The 26,248-nt window shown below is 48.8% G+C and carries 22 protein-coding genes and 1 pseudogene; 17 read left to right on the plus strand and 6 right to left on the minus strand.

Annotation, left to right across the window (positions count from 1 at the left end; genetic code table 11):
- The 16 genes and pseudogenes from DW657_RS07590 to DW657_RS07665 all read left to right on the plus strand — a co-directional run.
- Positions 1-1,346: pseudogene (locus tag DW657_RS07590) on the plus strand (hypothetical protein); the annotation flags it as partial.
- Between the two features lie 62 nt (positions 1,347-1,408).
- The gene (locus DW657_RS07595; RefSeq protein ID WP_118312028.1) at positions 1,409-1,969 is read left to right on the plus strand and encodes a DUF5675 family protein; all 561 of its coding nucleotides are present in this window, start codon (positions 1,409-1,411) and stop codon (positions 1,967-1,969) included.
- A gap of 939 nt (positions 1,970-2,908) precedes the next feature.
- Positions 2,909-3,370 carry a 50S ribosomal protein L13 gene (gene rplM, locus DW657_RS07600; RefSeq protein ID WP_089544422.1) on the plus strand — a complete coding sequence of 154 codons (462 nt, stop codon included), beginning with the start codon at positions 2,909-2,911 and terminating at the stop codon, positions 3,368-3,370.
- A 10-nt stretch (positions 3,371-3,380) separates the two neighbouring features.
- On the plus strand, positions 3,381-3,767 hold the full coding sequence (gene rpsI / locus DW657_RS07605; RefSeq protein WP_089544421.1) for a 30S ribosomal protein S9: 387 nt from the start codon (positions 3,381-3,383) through the stop codon (positions 3,765-3,767).
- Positions 3,768-3,925: 158 nt separating this feature from the next.
- A complete protein-coding gene (gene rpsB / locus DW657_RS07610; protein ID WP_118312029.1) occupies positions 3,926-4,693 on the plus strand; it encodes a 30S ribosomal protein S2 in 768 nt (255 codons plus the stop codon).
- 107 nt (positions 4,694-4,800) lie between these two features.
- Positions 4,801-5,796 carry a translation elongation factor Ts gene (tsf, locus tag DW657_RS07615; protein ID WP_118312030.1) on the plus strand — a complete coding sequence of 332 codons (996 nt, stop codon included), beginning with the start codon at positions 4,801-4,803 and terminating at the stop codon, positions 5,794-5,796.
- 122 nt (positions 5,797-5,918) lie between these two features.
- Positions 5,919-6,536, plus strand: coding sequence for a fumarylacetoacetate hydrolase family protein (locus DW657_RS07620; RefSeq protein WP_118312031.1), 618 nt, complete (start codon positions 5,919-5,921; stop codon positions 6,534-6,536).
- A gap of 15 nt (positions 6,537-6,551) precedes the next feature.
- Positions 6,552-10,166: a type IX secretion system sortase PorU gene (gene porU / locus DW657_RS07625; protein ID WP_118312032.1), complete on the plus strand. Its 3,615-nt coding sequence runs from the start codon at positions 6,552-6,554 to the stop codon at positions 10,164-10,166.
- A 28-nt stretch (positions 10,167-10,194) separates the two neighbouring features.
- Positions 10,195-11,385 (plus strand): type IX secretion system outer membrane channel protein PorV, encoded by a 1,191-nt coding sequence (gene porV / locus DW657_RS07630; protein WP_118312033.1) that lies wholly within the window; start codon positions 10,195-10,197, stop codon positions 11,383-11,385.
- 50 nt (positions 11,386-11,435) lie between these two features.
- Positions 11,436-11,915, plus strand: a complete 480-nt coding sequence (ispF, locus tag DW657_RS07635; RefSeq protein ID WP_117662277.1) for a 2-C-methyl-D-erythritol 2,4-cyclodiphosphate synthase — start codon at positions 11,436-11,438, stop codon at positions 11,913-11,915.
- Positions 11,916-12,341: 426 nt separating this feature from the next.
- Entirely contained in the window at positions 12,342-13,616 is a 1,275-nt protein-coding gene (locus DW657_RS07640) for a glycosyltransferase family 4 protein (RefSeq protein ID WP_118312034.1), read from the plus strand.
- A complete protein-coding gene (locus DW657_RS07645) occupies positions 13,613-14,389 on the plus strand; it encodes a glycosyltransferase family 2 protein (RefSeq protein ID WP_089544413.1) in 777 nt (258 codons plus the stop codon). Before DW657_RS07640 ends, DW657_RS07645 begins: the two co-directional genes overlap by 4 nt.
- Positions 14,390-14,423: 34 nt before the next feature.
- A complete protein-coding gene (locus DW657_RS07650; protein ID WP_118312035.1) occupies positions 14,424-15,869 on the plus strand; it encodes a lipopolysaccharide biosynthesis protein in 1,446 nt (481 codons plus the stop codon).
- A gap of 36 nt (positions 15,870-15,905) precedes the next feature.
- Positions 15,906-16,865, plus strand: a complete 960-nt coding sequence (locus tag DW657_RS07655) for a glycosyltransferase (RefSeq protein WP_118312036.1) — start codon at positions 15,906-15,908, stop codon at positions 16,863-16,865.
- A 12-nt stretch (positions 16,866-16,877) separates the two neighbouring features.
- Positions 16,878-17,597 carry a 2-C-methyl-D-erythritol 4-phosphate cytidylyltransferase gene (locus tag DW657_RS07660; protein ID WP_118312037.1) on the plus strand — a complete coding sequence of 240 codons (720 nt, stop codon included), beginning with the start codon at positions 16,878-16,880 and terminating at the stop codon, positions 17,595-17,597.
- A 57-nt stretch (positions 17,598-17,654) separates the two neighbouring features.
- On the plus strand, positions 17,655-18,683 hold the full coding sequence (locus tag DW657_RS07665) for an NAD(P)-dependent oxidoreductase (RefSeq protein WP_118312038.1): 1,029 nt from the start codon (positions 17,655-17,657) through the stop codon (positions 18,681-18,683).
- Positions 18,684-19,019: 336 nt separating this feature from the next.
- On the opposite strand, the gene DW657_RS07670 is transcribed toward DW657_RS07665, so the two are convergent.
- Positions 19,020-19,835, minus strand: a complete 816-nt coding sequence (locus tag DW657_RS07670; protein ID WP_118312039.1) for a phosphorylcholine transferase LicD — start codon at positions 19,833-19,835, stop codon at positions 19,020-19,022.
- Between the two features lie 48 nt (positions 19,836-19,883).
- On the minus strand, positions 19,884-21,221 hold the full coding sequence (locus DW657_RS07675; RefSeq protein WP_118312040.1) for a DUF6080 domain-containing protein: 1,338 nt from the start codon (positions 21,219-21,221) through the stop codon (positions 19,884-19,886).
- A gap of 195 nt (positions 21,222-21,416) precedes the next feature.
- On the opposite strand from DW657_RS07675, the gene DW657_RS07680 reads away from it, so the two are divergent.
- Complete coding sequence (locus DW657_RS07680) at positions 21,417-22,442, plus strand: hemolysin activation protein (protein WP_118312041.1); 1,026 nt, start codon at positions 21,417-21,419, stop codon at positions 22,440-22,442.
- Positions 22,443-22,482: 40 nt separating this feature from the next.
- Here DW657_RS07680 and DW657_RS07685 read toward each other — a convergent pair whose 3' ends face one another.
- From DW657_RS07685 to DW657_RS07700, 4 genes are all read right to left on the minus strand, one after another.
- Positions 22,483-23,991 (minus strand): DUF6080 domain-containing protein, encoded by a 1,509-nt coding sequence (locus tag DW657_RS07685; protein ID WP_118312042.1) that lies wholly within the window; start codon positions 23,989-23,991, stop codon positions 22,483-22,485.
- A gap of 91 nt (positions 23,992-24,082) precedes the next feature.
- The gene (locus DW657_RS07690; protein ID WP_153097615.1) at positions 24,083-24,520 is read right to left on the minus strand and encodes a GtrA family protein; all 438 of its coding nucleotides are present in this window, start codon (positions 24,518-24,520) and stop codon (positions 24,083-24,085) included.
- A gap of 86 nt (positions 24,521-24,606) precedes the next feature.
- Positions 24,607-25,584, minus strand: coding sequence for an acyltransferase (locus tag DW657_RS07695; protein ID WP_118312043.1), 978 nt, complete (start codon positions 25,582-25,584; stop codon positions 24,607-24,609).
- Between the two features lie 26 nt (positions 25,585-25,610).
- Positions 25,611-26,219 carry an HAD family phosphatase gene (locus DW657_RS07700; RefSeq protein WP_118312044.1) on the minus strand — a complete coding sequence of 203 codons (609 nt, stop codon included), beginning with the start codon at positions 26,217-26,219 and terminating at the stop codon, positions 25,611-25,613.
- Positions 26,220-26,248 lie beyond the last annotated feature (29 nt).

The following is a 26,248-nucleotide window of genomic DNA, read 5'->3' on the forward strand; positions in this document are numbered from 1 at the left end:
ATGTTCAAAGTAACGCCTGTGTTCAAAGTAGCAACGCCTCTTATCCGCCTCCACCTCCTATGCCGGGGAAGCTGCCGAAGCTGGTGGAACTGCTGATCTCGAAGACGCCGGAGATTTATCAGCCGGCTGTGGCGCACGCCATTTTTCCTCCGCTGGCTACCCATCTTTGGAATACCAGATTCAGATATATCGATAATGTGGAGCACGAAGCTACCCTTATGACCTGTCTCCTTGCAGGTACAGGCGCAGGTAAAAGTTGTGTGCAGATGCCGATTTCGATGATCATGGAGGATATCCGTAAGCGTGACCAGGAAAACCTGAAGCGTGAGAAGGAATGGAAAGAGGAGATGATGCGCAAGGGTGCCAACAAGGATAAGCGCAAAAGACCCGATAATCTCATTATACAAGAGATAGATGCGGATATGACCAACCCTGCCTTCGTGATGCGTACGGCAGAAGCCAAAGGCCACTTCCTCTATACTTCGCTCAACGAGATTGACCAGTTTGATGCCCTGAAAGGTATCGGCAACCAGCATTTCCGTATCATGTGCCTCGCCTTTGACCCTGGTAATCAATATGGACAAACACGAGTGGGAACCCAAAGTGTCACCGAGCGAGTAACCGTCCGTTTCAACTGGAATGCCTCTACCACCATCCAGAAGGGACAGCGTTATTTCTCCAAGGTGCTGACCGACGGTCCGCTGAGCCGAATCAACTTCTGCACCATTCCCCAAAGAGAAATCGGCGATAAGATTCCGGTGTATGGCACCTACGACGATCAGTTTCGCAAGGAGCTGAAGCCCTATATCGAGAACCTCTGTATGGCTACCGGTTTGATAGACTGTCCCGAGGCTTACCGCCTGGCTGAGATTCTGAGTGAGGAGAATGCGGACTTTTCGCAGGTTACCCAGAACAGAATCTACGAGAACTTCACGTTCCGTGCCAACGTGATAGCCTATCTCAAGGCGTGCGTGCTCTATGTTGCCAACGGCTGCAGATGGGAGCCGGAAATAGAGGATTTCATCCGCTGGAGTGAGCGTTACGACCTGTGGTGCAAGATGCGTTTCTTCGAGGAGGACATCCAGAAGGCGAACAATGTGGGCGAGCATTCCAACAAGCGTGGTCCTTCCAATCTTCTCCAGTCGTTGCCGGATACGTTTACCGAGCAGCAGGTGGTGGAGGCTCGTGCAGCCCTGGGACTCTCGGAAGAGGGTACGGCGCATCTGCTTTCTACCTGGGTGTATAGAAAATACGTGAAACGTGGCAGCGAGAACTATCACAGTAACAGTTATCACAGTTTTACGAAGCTGAAATACAGATGTGATGGGCAGGATTTGAGTCAGTAACCGCTGATACTTATGATTTATACATTATTTATTTTATTCATTCTTTAAATTCATAATTACTTATGGAAATAGTTTTAGAGCGTATAGCTAAGAAGAATACTTATACCATCGGCCGACTTTATCTGTTGACTGATGGTGATGTGAAGCGCAAGATCCTTTCCGGCAAGACTGCCGGTGACAAGCGCAGTTTCGTGCATAGTTTCGATATGGAGAAGTTGTCTAAGGACAGCTACTTCTGTGATACCCTGGAGCCAACGTGGCGCAATCTGAAGGGCGTTGAGCTGAAGCCGGAGGAGGAGAATGCCCGTTTCAGCCGAGAGAGCGGCAAGGTGGCGAGAAAGATTCCGGGCCACACTGCCATCCCCGAGGGCTCGTATCGTGTGCTCATCACCAAGTCGCGCCGATTCAAGAAGTGGCTGCCGTATGTGCAGGGTGTTCCCGGTTTCGAGGGCATCCGCATCCATGCCGGCAACTATCCCGACGATACCCAGGGTTGCATTCTGGTAGGCGAGAACCGCGTAAAGGGTATGGTGGTGAACTCCCGTATCTGGCTCCATCGTCTGATGAATCGCATCCAGGCAGCGGAGAATCAGGGGGAAGGTATCTGGATTACCGTCATCTAATGAAGGAATCGTTTCATAGATATTCCTGGATAGTTTCATAGATATTCCTGGGGATAGTTTCATTGGTAGCCGGGGATAGTTTCATTCCTATCCCCGAAATAGTTTCATTGGTAGCCCGGAAAAGTTTCATTGATATGGTAGTAATCGTATTTTTAAGTTCTTTTTCTTTAGATTTTGACCTTGAAAAAAGATGGGTTAAGTAGTAAAAATCGTTTAGGGGGGGGTAATTTTGGCTTGATATATGCTGAAAAAACAGATCTTACCCCCATATATGCTAAAAATTACCCCCTAGCATACGGTTTTTGTTGTACCTTTGCACCAGAAAAAATAAAACGGCGTTGTGAAACGCTTTCATCATCTTTTACTTATACAAGAATAACAATGGGGTTTCGATAGGGGTATCGAAATCCCATTGCTGTTTTTATGCCTTGTGTCTGAAAGCTTTTGCCCTTACAGGGCGTCTTGCTGACTGCCGTTATACCCAGGGCGATGCCCTGGGCTAGGAGCTTCTGCCCTTTCAGGGCGTGTGGGGCTCACTGCGAACCTTACACCTTATTATATATAGAAGAAGCTTGATATGTACAGAAGAAGCTTGATATGTACAGAAGAAGCTTGATATGTACAGAAGAGCTTGATTATATATAGGAGATGCTTGGGAAATGCAAAAAGCCATAAAAACGGATGGAAATAACAAAACACGACAAACTAAGTTAAATAATTATAAAAGATAGGGGCTGCGGTTCGTAACTTACACATAATCAAATAAAAATGTGTAATTTTGCAGTCCGATTATTTCGGGGATACACTTAGAGTCCCCTGGGTATGGTGTGTTAATAGCACATCCTGTGGCCGGGATTTGCGGTTAGTGAATCACCTATCCGAAATTAAGTGAGTAAGAAAAGATTAAAACGTTTTTTAGTAGTAAATTTAAATTTTAAAATGGACACATTAAGTTTCAAGACTATCTCTGTTAATAAGGAGACAGCTAAGAAAGAGTGGGTTGTAATCGATGCAACAGACCAGGTAGTAGGTCGCCTTTGCTCAAAGGTAGCTAAGTTGCTTCGTGGTAAGTACAAGCCAACTTTCACTCCACACGTAGATTGTGGTGACAACGTAATCATTATCAATGCCGCTAAGGCTGTTTTCTCTGGTAAGAAGGAGACAGATAAGGTTTACACACGTTACACTGGTTACCCTGGTGGTCAGCGCTTCAATACTCCAGCTGAGTTGCGCAAGCGTCCTGATGGAATGGACAAGATCCTCCGTCACGCAGTTAAGGGTATGTTGCCAAAGGGCCCTCTCGGTCGCTCTTTGATGGACAACCTCTTCATTTACGATGGCACAGAGCACAAGCATGAGGCTCAGCAGCCAAAGGCAATTGATATTAACCAGTATAAATAATTAAGGTAGAATGGAAGTAATTAATGCAATTGGTCGCCGTAAGAGCGCTGTAGCTCGCGTATACCTCTCAGAGGGTACAGGTAAGATCACAATCAACAAGAAAGATATTGAGACATATTTCCCATCAGCAATCCTTCGCTATGTAGTAAAGCAGCCATTGCAGTTGCTCGAGGCTGAGGGTAAGTATGATATTAAGGCAAACCTCGACGGTGGTGGTTTCACCGGTCAGAGCCAGGCTCTCCGCCTCGCTATCGCTCGCGCACTCGTTAAGATCGACGCTAACGATAAGAAGGCATTGAAGGATGCAGGCTTCATGACACGTGACTCACGTGCTGTAGAGCGTAAGAAGCCAGGTCAGCCAAAGGCTCGTCGTCGCTTCCAGTTCAGCAAGCGTTAATCTTATACATATATTTATATATATATTCAGATTATTATAGCTGAGCTAAAAAGTTTAGTATCTAAATCGGTGAGATTCCATTAATCGGGGACTACTCATCGACTGATTCTAGCTAGAATTCAAAAGAAAGTAAACAACATTTAAACAAGAAAAAGACAATGTCAAGAACAAATTTTGACCAGTTACTTCAGGCAGGTTGCCACTTCGGACACCTCCGTCGCAAGTGGAACCCAGCAATGGCTCCTTACATCTTCATGGAGCGTAACGGTATTCATATTATCGACCTCAACAAGACTGTTGCTAAGGTTGACGAGGCTGCTGAGGCCCTCAAGGAAATCGCCAAGACAGGTAAGAAGATCCTGTTTGTCGCTACTAAAAAACAAGCTAAGGATGCAGTTGCCGAGAAGGCAGCTTCTATCAATATGCCATACGTAAACGAGCGTTGGGCTGGTGGTATGCTTACCAACTTCCCTACAATCCGTAAGGCAGTTAAGAAAATGACAAACATCGACAAGCTGTTGAACGATGGTACATTCTCTAACCTCTCAAAGCGCGAGTTGCTGCAGATCAGCCGCCAGCGTGCTAAGTTGGAGAAGAACCTCGGTTCTATCGCTGACTTGACACGTCTCCCAAGCGCACTCTTCGTAGTTGACGTAATGAAGGAGCACATCGCTGTTAAGGAGGCTAACCGTCTTGGTATCCCTGTGTTCGGTATCGTTGATACCAACTCAGATCCAAAGAATATCGACTACGTTATCCCAGCTAACGATGACGCTAAGGACTCAGTAGAGGCTATCCTCTCTGCAGTTTGCGGTGCTATCGCTGAGGGTCTTGAGGAGCGTAAGGCTGAGAAGGCTGACGACAAGGCTGCAGAGCAGAAGGATCAGCCTAAGAAGAAGGCTGCCCGCAAGGACGAGGCTGAGTAATTAGGCAAACAAAAATATACTGGAGCCATTGATTCTGTTTTATGATTCGATGGCTTTAGTACTTTTAAACCAAAGATTATTATTAACTTTTAATATTAGAAAATATTATGGCTGTTTCAATTGAAGATATCAAGAAACTTCGCGCTATGACTGGTGCTGGTCTTGCTGACGTTAAGAAGGCACTCACAGAGGCTGAAGGTGATTTCGATAAGGCAAAGGAGTTGCTCCGTGAGCGTGGTCTCGCTATCGCTGCTAAGCGTTCTGACCGTGAGACTTCTAATGGTTGCGTTCTCGTTAAGAAGGTTAACGATTTCGCTGCTATCATCGCTCTGAAGTGTGAGACTGACTTCGTAGCTAACGGTGCTGACTTCATCAAGTTGACATCTGACATCCTCGATGCTGCTATCGCTGCTAAGGCTCAGACCCTCGACGAGGTGAAGGCTTTGAAGATCGGCGACTCTGATGCTCAGGCTGCTGTTACACAGCGTTCTGGTATCACCGGTGAGAAGATGGAGCTCGACGGCTACTGCGTTCTCGAGGGTGAGAACATCGAGGTTTACGACCACATGGGCAAGCACACTCTCTGTACTATGGTTCAGCTCAACGAGAACAACGAGGAGGCTGGTCACAAGGTAGCTATGCAGGTAGCTGCTATGCGCCCTGTAGCTCTCGACGAGTCTTCTGTTTCTGAGGAGACTAAGAAGACAGAGCTCGAGGTTGCTGTTGCCAAGACTAAGGAGGAGCTCGTAGAGAAGGCTGTTAACGCTGCTTTGAAGAAGGCTGGCATCAACCCAGCTCACGTTGACTCTGAGGATCACATCGAGAGCAACACCAAGAAGGGTTGGTTGACACCTGAGCAGGCTGAGGAGGCTCGCAACATCAAGAAGACTGTAGGTGAGGAGAAGGCTGCTTCTTTGAACCCAACTATGATCCAGAACATCGCTAACGGTCGTCTGGCTAAGTTCTTCAAGGAGAACTGCCTCGTTGACCAGGAGTTCCAGTTCGGTGATGGCGACAAGCAGACTGTTGCTCAGTACCTCGCTTCTCAGAGTAAGGATCTCAAGATCACTGCTTACAAGCGCTTCACACTCGTTGCTGAGTAATCATTTTGCTCATCGCAACCATTAATTTGACTTATAGTTAAATTAGAATATCCGGGAGTTATGGAGTTAAAGCTTAGCTTTGCTTCTAACTCCCATTTCTTTTTTATATATATTTTTGGGTTATGAAGATATTTGCTATCGGTATGAACTATACCGAACACAATAAATCGCTGCATGGTACGTTATCTAAACCAGAGCGTCCTGTTATTTTTACGAAGGCTGATTCTGCGCTGCTCAACAACGGCAAGCCTTTCTTCATCCCAGATCATCTGGGAAGAATAGAGTATGAGACCGAGCTGGTGGTGCGTATCTGCAAGTTGGGCAAGACCATTCCGCAGCGTTTCGCCCACCGCTATTATGATGCGGTGACCGTGGGCATCGACTTTACCGCCCGCGAGATGCAGAAGAAGCTGAGAGAGGCTGGACAGCCATGGGAGCTTGCCAAGGGATTCGACGGTTCTGCCGCTATCGGCAAATGGGTAGATATCCAGAAGTTCCGTGACATCCAGGCTATCCACTTCCATCTCAACATCAACGGCGAGAATGTGCAGGAAGGCTGTTCGAGCGATATGCTCTACAAGGTGGATGAAATCATCTCCTACATCAGCCAGTATTTTACGCTCAAGACAGGAGACCTGCTCTATACGGGTTGTCCTACAGGATGCGGTCCGGTGAAGATCGACGACCATCTGGAGGGCTATCTCGAAGATAGAAAGGTGCTCGACTTTATGTGCAAATAAAGAATAAAAGAATATATGAATAAGAGTAGAATATGGCAATACCTCTGTATCGTGGCAGTGCTGGTGCTGATGGCGCTGCCTGCTGCTGCACAGAGATTCTTCAACCTTACCTCGCAGGAGGTGAAGGTGGACTCCATATTGCCTCAATTCGTATATTCTTTGCCTTTGCAGGGTGATTATCAGGATTCTATCTATACGGTAACAGTGAAATATCCGGAGTATGTGGATATGCCTGCTACCGATATTTCTCATTACAACCTACTTTCGGGCGCTGCTCTCCCTGAGCAGGTGGTCATCTGCCAGCAGGTAACCGAATGCCGGAAGCAAGGCTTGCTGGTGATTTCCTTTTCTCCTCTGGTTTTCAGGGAGCACAGATATCAGGCGCTGGTGAGCTTCATGCTGGATATCCAGGCGAAGCCGCTGAAACGTTCACAGAGCCAGTTACATCTGCTGACACGTTCGCAGCAGGAAGCCCGACTGCAGACCCGCGGCGGGGAGGATTCTTCTCCCGCCTATGCCGACCATTCTGTGCTGGCAAGCGGAAAATGGGCAAAGATCAGGGTGAGCGAAACGGGTATTCATCAGTTGACTGCCGACGTGGTGCGCCGTGCCGGTTTTTCGGATATCAGCAAGGTGAAGATCTACGGTTATGGAGGAAATCTCCAGAACGAAGCGCTCTATGCCCAGGATATTCGGGAGACTGACGACCTGAAGGAGGTGCCGCAATATGTAGTGGATGGCAGACATTATTTCTATGCCTGCGGTGCGGTGAGCTGGAGCAGCCCTACGGCTACGGTGCGCACCCGCAATCCCTATTCTGACTATGGCTGTTATTTCATCACCCAGAGCGATGAGGCGCCGAGTCTCTGGGCTGATTCAGCCTCTTTCGTATCTTCCTGCCATCCGATGCCGGAAGATTATCATTCTCTTTATGAAGTAGATGGGTTCAGCTGGATGCAGGGTGGAAGGAATCTCTTCCATCCTACAGCCGTCAAGGTGGGCGATACCCAGAAGGTGGTCATCACCAATCCTACCGAATGCAGCCGGGGAAAACTGGTGGTGGCTGCTACCGCCGGTACCAACACCCAGGTGCAGATCAGGAAGAATCGGCAGGAACTGGGAACCCTGAATCTCCAATTGCCTACCAATACCAGCAGCAGTGCCTATACGGTAGGCGTGGAAAGGAGCGCCACCTATCCGCTTCAGGATTTCGGGGAGAAGGATACCATCGAGATACAGCCACTCAGCGGTGGACCGGTTCATCTGGATTATGTAGCCGTAACTTGGGAGCAGCCTGCGCCCTTTGCCGGTTTCGGAAGCCGGATTCCTGCAGCCGAGTATGTGTATGGCATCACACCGCAGGATCACCATGCCGACGGGGCTGCCGATATGGTAATCATCATCCCAACCTCGCAGAAACTGCTCAAGCAGGCACAGCGGCTCAAGGAATTTCACGAAACCCACGACGGGCTGCGGGTGAATATCGTGCCCGCCGACGAACTCTATAATGAATTCTCCAGCGGTACCCCCGATGCCAATGCCTACCGCCGCTATCTGCGGATGCTGAGCGACAGGGCGGCTACGGCTGCAGACATGCCTAAGTATCTCCTGCTCTTCGGCGACTGCGTATGGGACAACCGGATGCTCACGGCAGATTGCAGACTGCTGAATCCGGATGATTACCTGCTCTGTCATGAGAGCGATGACTCGTTCAGCAAGACCACCTGCTACGTGAGCGACAGCTGGCTGGGAATCATCGGCGAAGGAAAGGGTGCCGATCCGAAAACCGAACTGCAGGATGTGGCGGTAGGACGATTCCCGGTGACCACGGCGCAGGAAGCCAAGATACTGGTGGACAAGACCATCAGCTACAAGAAGAACGCCAATGCCGGAGCCTGGCAGAACACCCTGATGTTCATGGGCGATGACGGCAACGAGAATCTCCATATGGTGGATGCCAACGAGGTGGCAGACGATATCGCCTCGCTGTATCCGGGCTATCTCATCAGAAAGGTGATGTGGGATGCCTATACCCGACAGACCTCCTCAACGGGAAATACCTATCCCGAAGTCTCCAGTATCATCAGGCAGCAGCAGGCTAATGGTGCCCTGGTGATGGATTATGCCGGGCATGGAAGCGAGACCCAGATTTCGCATGAAAACGTGCTCAAGATCACGGATTTCGAATCGTTCAGAAACGAGAATCTGCCGCTGTGGGTGACGGCATCCTGCGACATCATGCCTTATGATGGTACGAAATCTACCATCGGCGAGGCTGCCCTGCTGAATGAAAAAGGTGGAGCTGTGGCATTCTACGGTACCACGCGTACCGTGTTTGCCCAGCAGAACAAGTATATGAACCGTGCCTTCCTGCGCAGGGTGCTGAGCCGGGAAGACGGCAAGCCGATTGCGATAGGCGAGGCACACCGGCTGGCGCAGAACGACGTGATGCTGGGCAATGTGATGGCGGGCGAGATAGACCGCTCGGAAAACCATCTGCAGTATGCCCTGCTCGGAGATCCCGCCCTCTCGCTCAACCTGCCGATGATGAAGGTAGTGGTGGATTCCATCAACGGCATCTCCTGCCAGCGCACCGATACGATTCCGCTGCTGAGAGCCGGAGATATAGCCAGGATTGCGGGACATGTGGAGACGGATGTGGATTTCCAGGGGGTAGTGACGGCTACGGTAAGGGATTCCAGGGAACTGGTTACCTGCAAGCTGAATGATGCCACAGCCGACGGAGCCTCCACAGCCTTCCAGTATTACGACCGCCAGAAGACACTCTATCAGGGTGCTGACAGCGTATCCGGCGGAAAGTTCGCCTTCAGCTTTGCCGTACCTAAGGATATCAATTATTCGGGTGATACCGGACTGATGAATCTCTATGCCGTCAGCAACGACAAGGCGCTGCGGGCGAATGGAGAAAGCGCACGGTTCAAGGTGGGCGGCAGCGTGGTGGCAGAAAATGACTCCATCGGTCCGTCGGTATTCTGCTATCTGAACTCGCCAACCTTCGTGGATGGCGGCAATGTGAATACCACCCCTTATTTCGTGGCAAGGATATCAGACAAGGACGGAATCAATGCCGCAGGAAGCGGACTCGGCCATGACCTGAAGCTGGTGATAGACGGAGATCAGTCGAAGACCTACAATCTCAACGGTTATTTCTCGTATGATTTCGGAACCTATACCAGCGGTTCCACCTGCTACAGTATTCCGGAACTTCCGCCAGGCAGGCATCAGCTTACCTTCACGGCATGGGATATCCAGAACAACAGTTCTACCACCACCCTCCACTTCAATGTGGTAAGCGGTCTGGCTCCATCGCTCTTCGATGTGGGCGTGACGGAGAATCCAGCCCGCAGCAGCACCACCTTCATCGTTTCTCACGACAGGACGGAGAGCCGGATGGATGTGGTGATCGAACTCTATGATACTTCGGGCAGACAGCTCTGGCGCCATGCCGAGAGCGGAGTGCCGGCTTCGGAGGTCTATACCGTGAAGTGGGATCTGTCGGTAGATGGCGGTCGCCCTCTGGGTACGGGCATCTATCTGTATCGGGTCAAGGTTTCATCGGATGGCAGCAGCTATGCCTCCAAGACCCGGAAACTGATCATTATAAAATAGAAAATATCATCATATAAAATCATGTAGTATGAATAGAATCGTCAAGATATTCGCAACCGGTTTCCTCTCGGTATGGGCGCTGACGGCATCGGCGCAGAACGGAGAGGGAGATACCAAGGAGAGTCTTTTCAATCCGGTAAACTATGCCGTCATCTCTCAGACCATAGCGCCCGATGCCCGCGGCGGCGGTCTGGGTGATGTGGGTGCGGCAACCGATCCGGATGTCAACTCGCAGTATTGGAATCCGGCAAAGTATCCTTTCAACATCTCCAGGGCGGGCGTGGCGCTGAACTTCACTCCATGGCTCCGCTCGCTGGTCAACGACATGAATCTCGCCTATCTCTCGGGCTATTACCGCATAGGCGATTACAGTGCCGTATCCGCTTCGCTCCGTTATTTCAATATGGGTGAGGTGTTTCTTTCTGAGCCGGGAAAAGATGACAATGCGATGACCATCAATCCCTATGAGATGTCGATCGATGTGGCTTACTCTCTGATGCTCAGCGAGAAATTCTCTCTGGCGGCAGCTATCCGCTGGATCTATTCCGACCTGCGCTTCGACTATCAGGAGGAAAATTCGCCAGCCTCGGCTTTTGCGGCGGATATCGCAGCCTATTATCAGAACTATGTCAACATCGGACCGCGTGAGTGCCAGTTGGGCGTAGGTCTGAACATTTCGAATATCGGCAGCAAGATTACCTTCAGCGGTCAGGAGTATGGCGAGTTCCTGCCTACCAATCTGCGTCTGGGTGCCTCGCTGATGATTCCTATCGACGAGTACAACCGCTTTACCATAGCCGCAGATGCCAACAAGTATCTCGTGCCGACGGTTCCAGCTCAGAAGGAGGGAGAGGACAACTCGGAGTATGAAGACCGTGTGCATCGCGAATACAACGATATTTCGGGCATCAGCGGCATCTTCAGGAGCTTCAGCGATGCCCCAGGTGGATTCAAGGAAGAGCTGGAGGAAATCAACTATGGCGTAGGTGCCGAGTATGTATATAATGACAAGTTTGCCCTGCGTGCCGGTTATCATCACGAGAGCCAGAGCAAGGGCAACCGCAAGTACTTCACGGTGGGAGCCGGTTTCAAGATGAATGTCTTCTCGCTCGATGCTTCCTATGTGGTAGCCACCGCCAAGAGCAATCCGCTCGACCAGACCCTGCGCTTTACGCTGGCATTCGATATGGACGGATTGAAAGACCTGTTCAAGCGATAGGCAGGACAGAATATAAACATATTAATAACTTTAATTATAAATATAAGATTATGAATATTCGTGTAGGATTCGGATACGATGTTCACAAGCTGGTAGAGAACCGGGACTTGTGGATGGGTGGTATCAAGATAGATTATGAGTTGGGTTTGCTCGGCCACAGTGACGCCGACGTGTTGATTCACGCCATTTGTGATGCCCTGCTGGGTGCAGCCAATATGCGTGATATCGGTTATCATTTCCCGGATACGGCAGCAGAGACCCTGAATGTGGATTCCAAGATTCTGCTCAAGAAGACGATGGACCTGATTGCCACCAAGGGATATACCCTGGGCAACATCGATGCAACGGTCTGTGCAGAGCGTCCGAAGCTCAATCCGCATGTTCCTGCCATGAAGGAATGCCTGGCAAAAGTGATGGGTGTAGAGGAAGACCAGATCTCCATCAAGGCTACAACCACAGAGAAGTTGGGCTTTACCGGAAGAATGGAAGGAATCTCAGCTTACGCTACAGTATTGATAGAAAAGGCTTAATGAGGGTTAAAAACTCGTTAGTTTTTGATGAAATTTCTAATAATTCGTTGATTTATATCAAAAAATCTCAAAAATAATACTTTTTTTGCCGAATTATTTGGAGATTCGTAGAAAAAGTACTATCTTTGCAGCGTCAAAAGGTTAATAGATTGTTTAGGTTAGTAGTAATAGATTTAGGTTTTTAGTTATTAGGTTTTAAGGTAGATTGTTTAACAGATAATTGAGAAGGTCGTGAGACTATTTTGATTAGAATTTTTAAGTTAAACATAGTGCATGCCACAGCTCGTTGAGAGTTGTGGCATGTTTTATTATATCCATTCTCATCATTTCAGAAAAAACATTCTCTTTATCTCAGAAAAGTCTCCTTTTTTCTTCGCTAACTCAAATTTTTACATTATCTTTGCAAGCAGAATTAAAAGGATAATCATGAGAGTACTCATAGTAAATACAAGTGAGAAGGCGGGTGGAGCTGCCGTAGCTGCCAACCGCCTGATGGATGCCCTTAACAACAATGGTGTTAAGGCTAAGATGCTGGTGCGCGATAAGGTGACCGATGATATTACCGTGGTGGGGTTGCCACGCTCGCTCAGGATGCAGTGGAATTTTCTGTGGGAGCGCTGGTGCATCTTCTGCCGCCTTCATTTTTCCAAGAAGAATCTCTTTGCACTTGATATCGCCAATGCGGGATACGACATCACTTCCCTGCCAGAGTTCAAGGAGGCTGACATCATCCATCTGCACTGGGTCAATCAGGGCATGCTTTCGCTGAAGACCATCCGGAAGATCATCAGCAGCGGAAAACCGGTGGTATGGACCATGCACGACATCTGGCCGGCTTCATCCATCTGTCATCTTACCCTGGGTTGCCATCATTACAACAATGGCTGCGGCAACTGCAAGTATCTGCCGGGAAACGGGGGAAAGAACGATCTGTCGGCTAAGATATGGAAGAAGAAGCAGAAGGTGTATAATAGCGGGGCTCTTTCCTTTGTTACCTGCAGCAGATGGCTGGCGGGTGAAGCACGGCTGAGCGGACTCCTGGCGGGTCATCGCATCGAGACGATTCCCAATCCAATAGATACCCATGTATATTGTCCGCAGGATAAGCTGGAATCCCGTCTGCGCACGCAGCTGCCGAAGGACAAGCGCATCATCCTCTTCATCGCCCAGAGAGCCACCAATCCCTATAAGGGCATGGATTATCTGATAGAGGCGTGCCGGCTGATGGCTGAGCAGCATCCCGAGATGAGGGAGAACACCTGCGTGGCAATACTGGGTGGACACAGCGAGGAGTTCGAAGGCAAGCTTTCGTTCCCGATCGTTTCGCTCGGTTATGTGAGTGATGACAAGCGCATCGCAGATATCTACAATGCTGCCGATGTCTTCGTGCTCCCTTCCCTGTCGGAGAATCTGCCGAATACCATCATGGAGGCGATGGCTTGCGGCGTGCCGAGCGTAGGATTCAAGGTGGGCGGCATACCGGAGATGATCGATCATCAGAAGAACGGATATGTGGCAAACTACCGCGATGCCAAGGATCTGGCGGCTGGAATCCACTGGGTGCTGGAAGAAGCCGATGAGGAGAATCTGAAGAAGGCGTGCCTGCAGAAGGTGATGCATAACTATTCGCAGCATGCGGTGGCGCTGAAATATGTTGAGGTGTATAATCAGGCGATGGCCTTTAAAAACTACCGGATATGATTAAGTTTACCGTCGTAACCTGTACCTACAATGCTGAGCGTGTGTTGCAGCGTACATTGGATAGTGTCAATAAGCAGACTTACTGCAACATCGAGCACCTGATCATAGATGGTGTTTCGAAGGACAAGACCCTGGCAATGGTTCGGGCATACCAGAACAGGGCAAAGGCTGGAGAGAATGCCCACGAAATCGTGGTCTATTCGGAACCAGACAAGGGACTCTATGACGCCATGAACAAGGGCATCGACCGTGCTACGGGTGACTATCTCGTGTTTCTGAATGCGGGAGATGTCTTTCCTTCCGACGATACCCTGGAGTATGTGGAGGGATGCGTAGGCGAGGGCGAGAACCTGCCGGGCGTGCTTTATGGAGATACCGATATCGTGAATGACGAAGGAAGATTCCTGCGCCATCGCCGTCTTTCGCCTCCCGAGAAGCTGAACTGGCGCTCGTTCAAGTGGGGGATGCTCGTCTGTCATCAGTCGTTTTATGCCCGTACGGATATCGCCCGCCAAATCCATTATAATCTTCACTATCGCCTTTCGGCAGATGTGGATTGGTGCATCCGCATCATGAAGGCGGCTCAGCAGCGCCATCTTCCGTTGCGCAATGTGCATGCAGTCATCACCAACTATCTGGATGGCGGCATGTCGGTGCAGAACCACAAGGCTTCGCTCAAGGAGCGTTTTGAGGTGATGCGCAGCAACTATGGCATTGTCACCACGGTTCTGGTGCATACCTGGTTTGTGGTGAGGAGTCTCTTCAAGCGCTAGTTCGCATGGTTTTAGCAAGAAAAAATAAATTTAAATGGCAGAAACATTAAAGGAAAAAACAGCAAAGGGTCTCTTCTGGGGAGCCATGAACAATGGGGCGATGCAGGTTATCGGACTGGTATTCGGCATCGTCCTGGGCAGACTGTTGTCGCCAAGCGATTATGGTATGATCGCTATGATTACTGTTTTTTCTCTGATAGCCAATGCCTTGCAGAATTCGGGCTTCATCACGGCTATCACGAATATCAAGGAACCTACAGATAATGACTATAACTCCGTATTCTGGTTTAATATCTCTGTAGGTGGTTTTCTATACCTGGTACTTTTTCTCTGTGCCCCTCTGATAGCGGGCTATTATCATACTCCGGCACTGGTTCCTCTTTGCCGGTATGCATTCCTGTCGCTGTTATTCTCCAGCCTCTGTACGGCTCAGTCGGCTTATCTCTTCAAGCACATGATGGTGAAGCAGAGGGCGCAGTCGGGCATCATCGCCACGCTCTTTTCGAGTGTGGTAGGAGTGATCATGGCGTTTTGCGACATGTCTTATTGGGCTTTGGCTACCCAGACCATCGTTTACAGCATCGTGAATACGGCGCTGTTCTGGCATTATTCTCCGTGGCGCCCGAGTCTGCGGTTCGATTTCGAACCTATCCGCAGGATGTTCAAGTTCAGCTGCAAACTGCTGGCTTCCACCATCACCACGCATATCAACAACAATGTGCTGAATATCCTGCTGGGTCATTACTTCACGGCGCATGATACGGGTAATTACAACCAGGCTTCGCAGTGGAACTTCAAGGCTTACAGCGTGATACAGGGAATGGTGGATTCGGTGGCTCAGCCAGTGCTGGTAGATCTTCGTGAGCAGCCTGGACGCCAGTTGGAAGCCTTGCGCAAGCTGATCCGCTTCACGGCATTCATCACCTTCCCGCTGATGCTGGGATTTGGAATGGTGGCTAGGGAGTTCATCGTCCTGGCTATCACCGAAAAATGGCTGGCGAGTGCCTTCCTGCTGCAGATTCTCTGCGTGAGTGGTGCCATCATTCCGATGAGTCAGCTCATGTCGAGTCTGGTGGTGAGCAACGGTAAGTCGGGTACTTATTTTGGGGTGACCTTTGCCCTGGGTGTGGTTCAGATTCTGACGATGATTCTGATATGGCATTGGGGCATCCGCACGATGGTCATTGCCTACGTGCTGCTGAACATCATCTGGCTGTTCGTATGGCAGTATTTCTCCCGTTGCCTGATAGGCTATCGGGTATGGATGTTCCTGAAGGATATCCTGCCGTTTGCGCTGGCAGCCCTGTCGGTGATGACGGCTACCTATTTTGCCACGCAGTCTATCCACAATCTGTGGCTGCTCCTGCTTTGCCGCATTCTGATGGCTGTGGTGCTGTACTATCTGGTGATGCGTATTGCCGGTGCCGCCATTCTGAAGGAGTGTATGGGTTTCGTGAAGAAGAAAATGGGAAAGAAGTAACCTTGATGGGTTCATATGAATAAATCAGAATAAAGGATGAATACAGATAAGACAGTTTCAATCATTATGGGCACCTACAATGGTGCCGAATATATCAGGGAGCAGTTGGATTCTATACTCTCGCAGACCTATCCCCTGAAGGAGATCATCATCCAGGATGATGGTTCTACGGATGATACGGTGGCGATTTGCACAGCCTATGCCGAGAAGTATCCTATCATACATTTCTCGCGCAATGCCAGCAATCTGGGATTCAATCAGAACTTCAAGTCGGCTGCGATGAAGGCAACGGGCGATTTTGTGGCTTTCAGCGATCAGGATGATGTCTGGTTTCCTACCAAGATAGAGAAGCAGGTGGCTGCCATCGGCAATCATGACATCTGTTTTTCTACCCATCTGCGTGGTGCCGACAGGGAGCATACGCATCTTGTGAATCCTCAGTACAGCCTGGAGGCGCTGCTCTTCTGCGGATTTGCCGGACATACCATGCTGCTCCGCCGGGAGTTTATCCAGACAAGTGAATACTGGCTGCCGAATATCATGTACGATTGGAGTCTTGCCATCTGCGCCCAGTTGCACGGCGGTATCGTGATGGTAGATGAACCGCTGAACTGGCATCGCACGAATCTGGCTTCAGCCTGTCATGAGGAACTGAAGCAGGCAGGCAAGAAGGTAGATGCCCGCCCTACCTATCAGCCTTACCTCTATGGTATCGCCAATTATCGCAGATTGCAGCAGCAGCCCAACTGGCAGATGCTCTATACCTATATATATGAGCATACCCGGGAGTCGAAGTTTGCGCTGGCACATCGCATGAGCTATTATATGCTGCATCACAATCTGCTGGCACTCTTCAGCCTCTGCTTCCTCTGTCTGAAGCATGGTGACAAGATATACTACAGCAAGCATCAGCGGGGCTTGATGGCAAAGATACGTGCCTTCTGCTATCCGTTGATCTTCTCATATAATAACATTCAATATAATAGACAATCTTAAAATACGAACTTTATGAATATTGCATTATTGACTGCAGGCGGTGTTGGTAACCGTATGGGACAGGATATCCCAAAGCAATTTATGACGATTGATAACATACCTGTTATCATCTATACCATGCAGGCTTTCCAGAGCCATCCTCAGATAGACGCCATCTGCGTGGTGTGCCTCAAGGGATGGGAAGTGGTACTGCAGGCGTATGCCAACCAGTTTAACATCACCAAGTTGAAGTGGATCTTCGAGGGTGGTGACAGCAATCAGCACTCCATCCGCAATGGCTTGTGGGGCTTGCGCGATGCCGGATGTGCAGAGGATGATATCATATTGGTACACGATGGTGTGCGCCCGCTGGTGGCAGAGCGAATCATTACCGAGAATATCGAGAAGTGCAGAAAGTATGGTTATGCCATTACGGGTATGATCTGCAAGGAGGCTATCATGCAGAAGGTGGATGACTGTGTGAAGAATATCGACATCCCACGCGAGCGGCTGGTTCGCACCCAGACTCCCCATACCTATCCTCTCGGCACTTTGCTGAAGGCGCACGCCGAGGCTGATGACAAGGGTATTGACGGCACGGTGGCATCCTGTACCTTGATGGCTGAACTGGGAGTGGATAACCAGCACCTGGTGATGGGATCTGAGAAAAACGGATTGAAGCTTACCCAGACGGAGGATGTGGAGCTGTTTAAGGCATTGAAGCATACCACCAAGGATGAGTGGCTGAAATAGATAATAGGCTCTGCCGATATAAGTTGAAATAGATAATAGAAGGAAATAGATAGTAGGATGAAACAGACAAATCTATATAATGAAGATGTAAAGGCGGCTTTGGCTGCGTTTGAGCTGCCATGGCAGCAGCTTTCGGGCAAGAATATCCTGGTGCTGGGCGCTACTGGATTGATTGGTGGCTGTCTGGTTGATATGCTGATGCAGCATGAGGGACTGGATTATCAGGTTTATGCTGCGGGTCGTAACGAAGAGCGGGCTAACAGGCGCTTTTCGGCGTATCTTGATTCCGGACATTATCATTTTCTTCCTTTTGATGTTACGGCTCCCTTGTCGGTGGATATCTCTTTCGATTATATCGTGGATGCTGCTGGCGGTGCCTGTCCACAGCTTTATAGCGAGGATCCTGTAGGAGTGATGAAGTCTAATATCTTTGGCGTGGATAATCTGCTGCGCTTTGGACTGCAGCACGGCTTGAAGAAATTGGTCTATGTATCTTCCGGAGAAGTCTATGGCGAGGGCGACGGTCGTGTCTTTGAAGAAAGCTATAGCGGGTATATCGATCCTACTACGGTGAGGGCGTGCTATCCTTCGGCAAAACGTGCTTCCGAGACGCTTTGTATCTGCTATGCTCATCAGTATGGCATTGAGGTGTCCATCGCCCGTCCGAGTCATATCTACGGTCCGTTCTTTACAGAGAATGATAATCGTGTCTATGCCCAGTTTATCCGCAATGTATTGCGTGGCGAGGATATCGTACTGAAGAGTAAGGGGAAGGCGTTCCGTTCGTGGACTTATGTGGTGGATTGTGCGATGGCGCTGCTTTGTATCCTGCTGAAGGGCGGGAACGGAGAGGCATATAATATAGCCAATGAGGAGTCGAATGTAAGCATCAGAACCTTGGCAGAAACTGTTGCTGATCTGGCTGGCAGAAAGGTGGTCTTTGATATTCCCGATGATGCCAGTCATGGCAATACCACTCCTATTACCAAGGCTGTTTTTGCTACGGATAAGTTGGAAGCTCTGGGCTGGAAGCCGATTACATTATTAAAGGATGGTCTGGCTCATACCATCCAGGCTTTGCAGTAAATGATAGATTGAGTTTTTGTATGTGGTTTAAGAACGGGCTGAGGTCCAGAGAACCAGAAGCAATACGCCCTGAAAGGCTACAAAGAACCAGAAGCAACACGCCCTGAAAGGGCAGAAGCTCCTAGCCCAGGGCATCGCCCTGGGGATAATAGTAGTCAACAAGACGCCCTGTAAGGGGAAAAGCTTTTTATATTACTTTGTATTTTAAAGCTTTTTCCCTTACAGGGCGGCAGGCTAGCGTCAATAAATCCCCAGGGCGATGCCCTGGGCTAGGAGCTTCTGCCCTTTCAGGGCGTGCTGCTTTTTGTGTAGTTTTTTAACAACAAGACATACGTCTTAACTCCTTTTCCTTAGTTCCGGCAGGATGAATATCGAATGGAACTCTCGCTTTTCTACTGGTGGAATCTTCATATAATCACCATAGAGGTCGGTGAGGTAGGAATCGGGATTGCATGGTGCAGGGAATTCCTTGCCCTCAAACTTGATGGTACCCAATGGCTTGACTGCCTTCTTGTCGAATGAGATGCCTCGGCCATTCAGGAAAGGAACATCAGAATAACGGGTCTTCTTTCCGAACAAGCCTACTACCTTCCATAATGCACTGCACAGACAATACTTGCCTCCGAAATAGAAGAACTCAGCAAAGGAACGCAGAGAGTAAGTGTGTCGGTGGTTCAGGATAGAATAACTCTTGGAGATACCCTTTGTCAAGGTCTTGATCCACGAACGGGGAATGTCTGGATAATCCACAAAAGGGAAGATATCCACAAAGATTCCCTTTATATAAGGCTGGCAGAAATCGTCGCCCTGTTCGATATAGAGAGAGTTGCAGTCGCGGATCTTCGTGATAGGCTCCTTGCTTCCCGGATCCGATTTGGGGGTCTGCAGATAGAGCCAGTCGGGCAGTTCCTTGGGGGCAATCTCCTCGAATCGTTTTTCATCTTCCAGCGACATACCGATATCGATATCGTCATCCCAAGGTATGAAACCGCCATGGCGTACGGCTCCGAGCAGGGTACCGCCATCCAGCCAGTATTCTATCTTGTGGCGCTTGCAGATTTTGTCTATTTCTTCCAGAATAGCCAGCTGCTTGAGTTGGCATGCCCGCAGATTCTGCTGGCTATATTCTTTGATTTCTTTGTAAAAGTCCATATTCTTTATATTTTTATCGGGAAGACCCGTATGAGATCTCTCCCCGGATTATAAGAAATGCGTAATGATTAATGTGGCATTGTATGCCCAGAAGTAGATGGCGAGGAAGAGAGTGACTCCTCTCATCGCATTAGCCAGTTTGGGTTGAGCCTCTCTGAATGCATAACCCATGGTGAATGGGATGACGAACATCCAGTGGGCTGCCATGATATATACCTCGTTGAGTCCGAAACCGAGCACCAGGTGAAGGAAGGCATCGAATGCCGCACAGCTCAGGCACATCCACATCAGACGGGAGTGTCTGCTGTAGAAAACACCGGCTGCAAAGAGCAGGAAAACGAATGTTTCGAAGAGGTAGCTGATGGCCCAATCGTATCGGATAAAGGTTGGGCGCGATACGCTCAGGTCTTTGAGCAGTTCCTTCTGATGCAGCTGGATGCCTTCTCCAAAGAGGTTTTCCACGATGGATTCCATTCGTGGGGTAGAAACATCGGTCCATTTCAGGAATGGCATATCGGATACCGATTTGCCTCGATGAGCATCCATCCACGCATCGTGAACGGCATTCTTCTGGGCAATATCGGGTCTTTTCGGCATCAGCTTTCTTTCTATCTCCTTGCCTTTTTCCTGCTGAGGCTTGACGATGTATTCGTTCTGATAGTAAAAGCTGCCGCCCATGATGAGGAGCGGGAGGATGAAGACGATGGCAAAGAATCGGGGGGAGAATACCTTTCTGCCATTACTGAAAAGCGACATGATGCCGGTCTTTACGCCATTGCTCAGCGATACTCCTGCCGTGGTAAGGAACAGCAGACTAGCCTGCCATGCCTTGAGCTGTTTGCCCTGCGCCATACAGGTTCCCACCATATAGATGCTGACCAGCAGACAGAGCATGGAAAAGCAGAAATGATCGGGTACCATCGTGGTGAGCATGATGGAGGCAAAGGAGAAAAAGAATGCCGTGAGAATGTAGGCATCCAACCGGCATAGCTGGATGAGCTCCCGGCAGATGCGGAAGAAGAATACGGCAGAGAAAGTGGCGCTGATGACGAGCATCACTGCCATGATGAAGGTGGCACAGTTGTGATGAGTCCAGCCCATCAGCCAGTCGTTGAGACAGGCTCCGGGATAGAGTAGGGCGCCAAAGAGTGGATGGCGTGACAACTCAAAGTATATCTTTTCGTTGGAAAGAAAGATATACGAGTAGGCATCGAAACCGGATACCGTGAAATGCTTGTAGAAAATACTCCAAAATCCCAGTTTGCCAGCCTTGAAAAAGCTTGTAGGATAGGAATGGATCAGCACGGCATTCAAGCTGGCGAATACCAGCATCGAAACAAGTGCAAGAATCCTTTCTTCTTTCTTGATTTTAAAAATATTCTTCATCGTTTTATTCTTATTTGGCTGCAAAGTTAGTGTAAAAAATTGATTGTGGGAAGAAAAATGAGGAAATATTTCATTCCTGCTGTTTTTTTGGGGCGGTTTATTTGGCATTGTCTGCTTTTTAGGTTATCTTTGTCTCCCAAAAAACGGATGATGACAGATTCCGACAATTGTGTATAGTTAACGAATATCATAGATATGAAACAGCCAGCTAAGATTGATGTCGCCGTATTGATGCTTTTCTTCAATCGTCCCGACAATTTTCAGAAAGTGTTTGACGAGGTGAAGAAGGCTCGTCCTGCCCAGTTGTTCCTCTATCAGGATGGAGCAAGAGGTGAGCGGGATGTGCCGGGTATCGAGGCATGCCGGCAGATAGCATCAGATGAGAATATTGATTGGGAGTGTGAGGTGCACAGATCTTATCAGACCAAGAACCAGGGATGCGATCCATCTGAGTATCTCTCACAGAAATGGGCTTTCTCGATTGTGGATAAGTGTATCGTGCTGGAAGATGACGATGTGCCTTCGCAATCTTTCTTTCCTTTCTGCAAGGAGATGCTCGACCGCTACGAGCACGATGAGCGTATTGCCATGATTGCCGGATTCAATGAAGATGAGGTGACACCCGACTGCGAGGACAGCTATTTCTTTACTTCTGTCTTCTCTATCTGGGGATGGGCTTCGTGGCGCCGTGTGGTGGACAAATGGGAGGGTGACTATGCCTTTCTGCGCGATAAGCAGGCGATGCGACAGTTGGAATCGGTGGTTCGCCAGCGTGGGCTCCGTAAGGACTTCATCCCGATGTGCAGGGATCATGCCCATAGTGGAAAGGAGTTTTATGAAAGCATCTTCTGGGCTTCGATGCTGCTGAATTCCAGCCTTGCCATCATGCCATGCAGGAATCTGATCAATAATCTGGGTCTCTCTGATGACTCTACCCATTTCTCGGGCAGCATGAAGACGACTCCGAAGGCTTATCGCAGAATCTTCACCATGAAGCGCCATGAACTGGAGTTTCCGCTAAAACATCCTAAATATGTAGTGGAAAACGTAGATTTCAAGGAGCGGGTGTACAGAATCAATGCCTGGGGCCACCCATTCATCAAGATGTCGCGCTCCCTGGAAGAACTCTTTTTGAATCTGAGATATGGTAATTTCTCCAGTATCTTCAAGGCGATGGCTCGCAGATGGCGCAAGACGATAGGAAGAGATAAGCACGCTTAATCTCAGACTTAGCAGAGAATAAGCGTGCTTGTTTTTCTACTTAGCAGAAATATCCGATAATCAGAATACCATTGTATATCAGCAGTGCCAGACCCAGGACGAGCAATACGCCTTTCAGGCAGCGGCTGTAGAGCTGCTGTCGGAGTTGCAGCTCTTGGTTTGGCAGCTGTCGTTTTTGCTTCAGAAGGAAACCGATGGCTATCGGAATGGCGTATATCCAGTGCCCCGACATGATATATACCTCGTTGAGACCGAAGCCGAGTCCGATATGCAGCATCATATCTAGACCGAAATACGACATCACCAGCCAGAGATACTTGCTCTTTCTGCCCGCCCAGATGCCGGCAACAAACAGCAGCATGATGACTGCCTCTACCACATAATTGATGGCGTATCGGTATTTCACGAACATCGGGCGATGACGCAATTCATCTTCCAGCACATAATCCTGATGCAGCTGGATAGATTCGCCCATCAGATTTTCTATGATCGACTGTGTGCGGGAGCTTGTAGCATCCGTCCAGTTCATGAATTCACCTTTCATGATAGGGGCACCTTGCTTAGGACCCCTTTTCTTTTTGGCTTCTTTCTTAGCCAGTTCCTTTGCCTTCCGGATGCTGTCGTTCTTGGCTTTCTGGGCTATCTCCTGAGCAGAGATAATCTTCAAGCCTCTTTTGATAGAGTCGTTTGTCAGCGAATCACGGGTATGCTTGATCTGTGCCATACGCTCCTGTCTGGCTTTCTTCTCAGCCGCTTTCTTGGCTTTCAGTTCCTTGCGTGCCATCTCGTTAGGCCATACGAAGACGCGGTATTCCCATCTGCAGAATCCCCACAGCAGGGCTGCTGGCAGAATGACTGCCAGGAGAAGATGCTTAGGGCGGAAGAATCCCTTTCCGTTTACGAAGAATGCAGAAAAGAAAATCTTCAATCCGTTATTGAGCGATGTGCCGGCTGTAAGGATGAAATATACCACGCTCTGCCATATCTTGAGCGGATGGTGATGTTTCATTCTGAGACCGGATACGTAGAGTGCCAGGATGAGCAGCATCATGGAGATGACGAAATGGTCGGGTACGATGCAGGTGACCATCACATATCCGAAGGAGAAGAACAGCAGGGTAAGGATATGAGATGCCGTTTTGTCGAGATCCATTACCTCCCGGAAGATTCTCTTCAGGAAGAGGGTGGCATAGAATCCGCAGAATATCTGGATGACTACCGCGATGAAAAGGGCGCAGTTGTAGCCTGTGAGTTTCATTAGACCCACATTGATGAGGTAAGGAATATACATATAGAAGGCGAGCAGCGGATGGCGATATACATTGTATGCTGCATTCCAGTCGCTCAATACCCAGTAGGTAAGCGGGTCGAAGCCTGATACGCAGAAGTGGCGGATGAAATTCTTGTAATAATCATCCGTGATGAGGGTGAAATGACTGGCATAGCGGGCTATCACTACACCATTCAGAACGGCAAGTGCCAGAAAAATGCCCAGGGCGAGCCATCTTTCTTCTTTCTTGATCGTGAAAATATCGAATATCTTTTTCATATCTTTCTATTTCTTTCTCTTTCAAGTTTTGAGAGGAATCTTCTCTTAGTCTTTCTCTTAGTCTTTCTCTTTCGGGTTTCCGAAGATTCTTTTATTTCTTCAGGAAGAATCTTACTAATAGGAAATTAACGGGGATACAGATACAGAGGGTAGGAATCATCGCCCACTGTTTGGCGAGCCCCAGACCAACGAAGAGGTTGAGGCAGACGGTTTGCATCGTATAGTTTACCACATGTGAGAGGGTGAAGCCGGCACCTCGCTTGGCGTTTGCCTTCACCTTGAAGGTGTATCGGGTGCTGGCGATGAAATTGAAGATGAAGCTCACGATGTAGGCGATGGTGTTGGCTGTGGTAGCCAGACTGTGATCACCCATTTGTGGAATGAAATGGTTCAGCACCGGCATCATAGCCAGATAGATGACATATTGCAGCACCGTAGCCAGTCCGCCTACGATTCCGAATCTGATGACTTCGCCCAGTTTTTCCCGTCTGGCATCATCCATATTATTAATCTTGTTCTTGATATTCATTGTTTTATCTTTTACGGCGTGCAAAAATACGCCTTTTTCCTGTTTCTAGCAAATATTCTTTCTACAAAATATTAATCTGCCTGGATTTATCTTAATAGTTTCCCTTTTCCAAAGAGATAAGCCAGTTTGGTCTTCTCCATCATCTTGGCAATGAGCAGGCTGCCTGTAATGGCAAGGATGATGGTGACGACAGCAAACGAGATCTCGCTCGGATCCCAGGAAAAGAGTGGATGATAGAACTTCGCAGCCATCGTAAAGATGGGGTGGAAGAGATAGATAGGCAGCGTGTTGCGCCCTATATATAATAAGGTGTTGTCTATCTTTTGAATGTAGATTTTGCCTTGAATGCGAGTGATGAGGCTATGTATCCACATCAATGACGAAATGCAGCACCAGCAGGAGAAGATTACAGCCAGGCATCCCCAGTCGTACCATTCCTCTAAGCCCAGCAAGCTGAGCCAGAGCAGTAAGGCTGCAGGGGAAGGATGGAATATCTTGCCAAACTCTATGTGGCATTGGCGAATTGCTGTACCGATGAAATAATAGGCTGCGGCACTGGGCGAAAGAGTGGGTGTCTTGGATGCCAGCAAGAGTAAGGTGGCGAAGATGAAGAGGCTTGTAGTGGTACTCATCGTCGTTTTTCCTTGTTTGAGGCTTTCCCAAGTAGCCCCCTTGAAACTGATATAATAAAGAATGCCACAGATAATCATCGTCTGGATAAACCAATAAGGACCTATAGATGTGACAAATATCTTCTCGCAAATCTGTGAGAAGGATAATTCCGTGATGCCATCTCTTACGGGCATGAAATAGGAAAGTACAGAGAAACCGGATACCATGATAACGTAGGGTAGGGCGAGACACATCAGGTATATTCCCATTTGCTTGGGACTTTTCTCGATATTGACAAGATAACCCGTGATGATGAGAAAGGTAGGCATCATAAACGAGAGAATGCCTGTCTTCAGATGTGGATATGCATTGCCGAAGTTCACAATATGAATCAATATCATGAGAATGATGAGGATGGCTCGTATCAAGTCGAGGTCTGTATTTCTTTTCATGTTATTTTCTGTAAAATGGAAATTTATTATTCTCGGAATGGTTTGAAGTGTCCCTTGTCGGCGAAGGCAAGCATCTCTTTGTCTCCACGGCTATCTCCAAAGGCTTCTATCTCGTATTCTGAACGTTCGAAAGATTTTAGTACCTCTGCGATGCGGTGCACCTTCTCCTTACCGTAGCAATTGTTTGACTTGAATCGGCCCGTCAGCTTGCCGTCTTCTACTTCTATCTGGGTGCCGAGTACCTGAACACCTTTCAGGTTGCGGATATCAAAGAAAGGGCGAACCCAGTTGTCAATGCTGGCGCTTACGATGAAGACCTGAGCTCCAGCTACCAATGCTTCATGTACCAGGGTGATGCCCTTAGGACGGAGCAGATGCTGGTTTTCTTCTGCAAACCCATGGCAGAGAGCATCAAATTTTTCGATGCGCATGCCGGCAAAGAGGTGGGCGAAGATCTGCTGCTTCGCCTTCCAGTTGGGATAAAGATGCAGTTTCATCAATACCAGCAGTGGGCTGTACATCAGGAAAACCATCAGGAAGCGGCCTCTGCCTTTGGCATACTTGATGAATTCGAGCAGGGTATCACTCGTTGTCAGTGTTCCGTCGAAATCGAAACAGTATAATTTCTTCTTCATTTCTTGTTCTTCTTTTGGATTAACTCTTT

It is taken from the genome of Prevotella sp. AM23-5 (assembly GCF_003473645.1).
Classification (GTDB): Bacteria; Bacteroidota; Bacteroidia; order Bacteroidales; family Bacteroidaceae; genus Prevotella; species Prevotella copri_A.

Bases quoted from the DNA above. Each gene is read 5' to 3' on its own strand.
- DW657_RS07700 (WP_118312044.1), bottom strand. From the start codon at position 26,219: ATGAAGAAGAAATTATACTGTTTCGATTTCGACGGAACACTGACAACG.
- porV (WP_118312033.1), top strand. From the start codon at position 10,195: ATGAATAGAATCGTCAAGATATTCGCAACCGGTTTCCTCTCGGTATGG.
- DW657_RS07655 (WP_118312036.1), top strand. From the start codon at position 15,906: ATGAATACAGATAAGACAGTTTCAATCATTATGGGCACCTACAATGGT.
- rpsB (WP_118312029.1), top strand. From the start codon at position 3,926: ATGTCAAGAACAAATTTTGACCAGTTACTTCAGGCAGGTTGCCACTTC.
- DW657_RS07660 (WP_118312037.1), top strand. From the start codon at position 16,878: ATGAATATTGCATTATTGACTGCAGGCGGTGTTGGTAACCGTATGGGA.
- DW657_RS07675 (WP_118312040.1), bottom strand. From the start codon at position 21,221: ATGAAGAATATTTTTAAAATCAAGAAAGAAGAAAGGATTCTTGCACTT.
- ispF (WP_117662277.1), top strand. From the start codon at position 11,436: ATGAATATTCGTGTAGGATTCGGATACGATGTTCACAAGCTGGTAGAG.
- DW657_RS07640 (WP_118312034.1), top strand. From the start codon at position 12,342: ATGAGAGTACTCATAGTAAATACAAGTGAGAAGGCGGGTGGAGCTGCC.
- DW657_RS07695 (WP_118312043.1), bottom strand. From the start codon at position 25,584: ATGAAAAGAAATACAGACCTCGACTTGATACGAGCCATCCTCATCATT.
- DW657_RS07670 (WP_118312039.1), bottom strand. From the start codon at position 19,835: ATGGACTTTTACAAAGAAATCAAAGAATATAGCCAGCAGAATCTGCGG.
- DW657_RS07685 (WP_118312042.1), bottom strand. From the start codon at position 23,991: ATGAAAAAGATATTCGATATTTTCACGATCAAGAAAGAAGAAAGATGG.
- DW657_RS07665 (WP_118312038.1), top strand. From the start codon at position 17,655: ATGAAACAGACAAATCTATATAATGAAGATGTAAAGGCGGCTTTGGCT.
- DW657_RS07650 (WP_118312035.1), top strand. From the start codon at position 14,424: ATGGCAGAAACATTAAAGGAAAAAACAGCAAAGGGTCTCTTCTGGGGA.
- DW657_RS07645 (WP_089544413.1), top strand. From the start codon at position 13,613: ATGATTAAGTTTACCGTCGTAACCTGTACCTACAATGCTGAGCGTGTG.
- DW657_RS07595 (WP_118312028.1), top strand. From the start codon at position 1,409: ATGGAAATAGTTTTAGAGCGTATAGCTAAGAAGAATACTTATACCATC.
- DW657_RS07680 (WP_118312041.1), top strand. From the start codon at position 21,417: ATGAAACAGCCAGCTAAGATTGATGTCGCCGTATTGATGCTTTTCTTC.
- rpsI (WP_089544421.1), top strand. From the start codon at position 3,381: ATGGAAGTAATTAATGCAATTGGTCGCCGTAAGAGCGCTGTAGCTCGC.
- rplM (WP_089544422.1), top strand. From the start codon at position 2,909: ATGGACACATTAAGTTTCAAGACTATCTCTGTTAATAAGGAGACAGCT.
- porU (WP_118312032.1), top strand. From the start codon at position 6,552: ATGAATAAGAGTAGAATATGGCAATACCTCTGTATCGTGGCAGTGCTG.
- DW657_RS07620 (WP_118312031.1), top strand. From the start codon at position 5,919: ATGAAGATATTTGCTATCGGTATGAACTATACCGAACACAATAAATCG.
- DW657_RS07690 (WP_153097615.1), bottom strand. From the start codon at position 24,520: ATGAATATCAAGAACAAGATTAATAATATGGATGATGCCAGACGGGAA.
- tsf (WP_118312030.1), top strand. From the start codon at position 4,801: ATGGCTGTTTCAATTGAAGATATCAAGAAACTTCGCGCTATGACTGGT.